The 2,775-nt window shown below is 68.1% G+C and carries 2 protein-coding genes; both read right to left on the bottom strand.

What is annotated here, in order from left to right:
- Positions 1 to 340 precede the first annotated feature (340 nt).
- Positions 341 to 1,945 carry an NADH-quinone oxidoreductase subunit NuoN gene (nuoN, locus tag B4L26_RS00090; RefSeq protein ID WP_290714370.1) on the bottom strand — a complete coding sequence of 535 codons (1,605 nt, stop codon included), beginning with the start codon at positions 1,943 to 1,945 and terminating at the stop codon, positions 341 to 343.
- A gap of 23 nt (positions 1,946 to 1,968) precedes the next feature.
- On the bottom strand, positions 1,969 to 2,775 hold an 807-nt coding region (locus B4L26_RS00085), incomplete at its 5' end, for an NADH-quinone oxidoreductase subunit M (RefSeq protein ID WP_290714369.1).

The raw sequence follows: 2,775 nt of genomic DNA, 5'->3' as shown, positions 1-2,775 counted from the left end.
AGCCCAGAATTGCGCCGACCGATCCGTATCGAGACCCCGAGGCAGCCTCCCGGAGGGCGTCGTTTCGAGACCTCGTAACGACATGCGATCCAACAACCTCGGGCGCTTGGCTATTGCGCACTTCCTGCGTCACCACCGTCGGCGTTGTTACCGGCACTGCTCATCTGAACTGTCCTGGGCGCGTTGGCATTTCGACTCACCAGGGTCTCGATACACTCCGCTCGTTCCTCGCGGAGCACTCGACCATCGCTAATGGGCTCGTTCGACGTCCGATAGGGCTCGTTCGGTGCCGGATTGGGCTCGGTGGGCGTCGGATTGGGCTCGCTCGGCGGATTGCTTGCTAGCGGAGGAAGGGCGTTGCGGACTCGGCGAGGTGCAACAGCCACTGCGGGGCGATGCCGAAGCCGAGGGTGACGATGGCGCACACGGCGATCGGGAGCGTGGTGGCCAGGCTCGGCTGGCGGACCTCGACGGCGGGAGTGTCGTCGTCGGCGTCGGTGAAGAACATCGCGACGATCACCCGCAGGTAGAAGTAGGCGGCCACCGCGCTGGCCAGGACGCCGACGATCACCAGCCCCCACGCGCCCGACGAGCCTGCCGCGGCGAACACGACGAACTTGGCCACGAATCCGGTCGTCAGCGGGATGCCCGCAAACGCCAATAGGAACAGGGCGAACAACGCGCCGACCAACGGCCGACGCCGACCCAGGCCGGCCCACGACTCGAAACCGGTCGCCTCGCGGCCGACGCCGTCACGGACCACCGACAGCAGGGCGAAGCCGCCGAACGCGGAGAACGCATACGTTGCGAGATAGAACAGGACCGCGGCCAACCCCGCTTCACTCAGCGCGATGACGCCGAGCAGGAGGAATCCGGCGTGCACCATCGACGAGTAGGCGAACATGCGCTTGATGTCGTCCTGGCTGACCGCCATGAGCGTCGCGATCACCATGGTCGCGATGGCCACCACCCACAGCGCGGGGCGCCAGTAGTCGGCCAGCGAGTCGAACGTCACGTAGAACACGCGCGCCAGGGCGACGAACGCCGCCACCTTCGTCGCCGACGCCATGAACGCGGTGACCGGCGTCGGGGCGCCCTGGTAGACGTCGGGCACCCAGGAGCCGAACGGCACGGCACCGATCTTGAACAGCAACCCGACGGCCAGCAGCGCCAGGCCGATGACGCCCAGCGTCGTATCACCCGCGCTGGCCAACGACTTGCCCGCCCCGGCGAGCGACAGCGTGCCCGTGGCCCCATAGATGAACGAAGCGCCGAAGAGGAAGAACGCTGACGCGAACGCGCCGAGCAGGAAGTACTTGAGTGCCGCCTCCTGCGACAGCAAGCGCCGACGGCGAGCCAGCCCGCACAGGATGTAGAGCGGCAGCGAGAAGACCTCCAGCGCGATGAACATCGTCAGCAGGTCACCCGACGCGCCGAACAGCATCATGCCGCCGGTCGCGAAGAGTGTCAGCGGGAACACCTCGGTGGTCAGCGAGCCAGCACGCCCGGCGACCAGCTCGGCGTCGGAACCCGGGACGGTCGAGGCGGCCGGGGTGAAAGGGTCGGCGACGAGGTCGGCGTCACCGCCGACCGCCGACGTGGGGACCGACGACGCGAGGGCGACCGGCGCCCACACGTTGTCGAGGCGGCGCTCACTGCAGATCAGCACGGTGAGCACCGCGACGACGACGATCACGCCCTGGGAGAACAGCGTCGGGCCGTCGAGGACGACGGCGCCGCTCATCGTCGTCCGGTCGTTCCCGCTGGCGGCGAGTGCGACCACGGCGACCAGTGCCGCGACGAGTCCGATCAACGCCAGCACCAGTTGGGTGCGTGACCGCCAGCGCTGGGGCACGAACGCTTCGACGAGGACTGCGACCACCGCGGCGCCCAACACGATGAGCATTGGCGATAGGGCCCGGTAGTCGATGCTCGGCGCGACCATCGTCGCGGCCAGGTTGACAGTGGTCACCGGTGTCCTCCCTGCTCGCCGTGCGGTGGTTCGTGTGCGGGAGCCTCATGCATCGGCCCCGAGTGCCGCGGGGCGTGGGGCGGCGGCATGACCGACACCGAGGTGAGTGTGTGATTGACCGCCGGGTTGATCACGTCCAGCGCCGGGCGCGGCCAGAAGCCCAGGATCAACAGGGCCGCGAGGAGCGGGAACAGCACGAGGCGTTCCCGACCACCGAGGTCGGTGATGCCCTTGACCCCGTCCGTGACGGGGCCGCCCATCATCCGCTGGTAGGTCCACAGGATGTAGATCGCCGAGCCGACGAGCGCGACCGTCGCCACGACTGCGGCGGCTGGGTAACGCCCGAAGCTGCCGACCATCACCAGGAATTCGGAGACGAACGGTGCCAGGCCGGGCAGCGAAATCGTGGCCAGGCCCGAGATCAGGAAGACCGCAGACAGCACCGGCGCCACCTTCTGGACGCCGCCGTAGTCGGCGATGAGCCGCGAGCCGCGACGGCTGGTGAGGAACCCGGCCACCAGGAACAGCGCGGCAGTGGAGATGCCGTGGTTGACCATGTACAGCGCCGCACCGGCCTGCGACTGCGGCGACAGCGCGAAGACGCCGAGCACGATGAACCCGAAGTGGGAGATCGACGTGTAGGCGATCAGCCGCATCACGTCGGTCTGCGCGATCGCCAGGATCAGGCCGTAAACGATGGACACGACAGCCAGCGCGCTCATCCACGGCGCGAACTCCTTGGCGGTGTCGCCGAACAGTTCGATGACGAAGCGCAGCATCGCGAACGTGCCGACCTTGTCCAT

This window comes from Gordonia sp. UBA7599, from assembly GCA_002477755.1.
Lineage (GTDB): Bacteria > Actinomycetota > Actinomycetes > Mycobacteriales > Mycobacteriaceae > Gordonia.
This window is presented reverse-complemented; position numbering and strand designations above follow the sequence as displayed.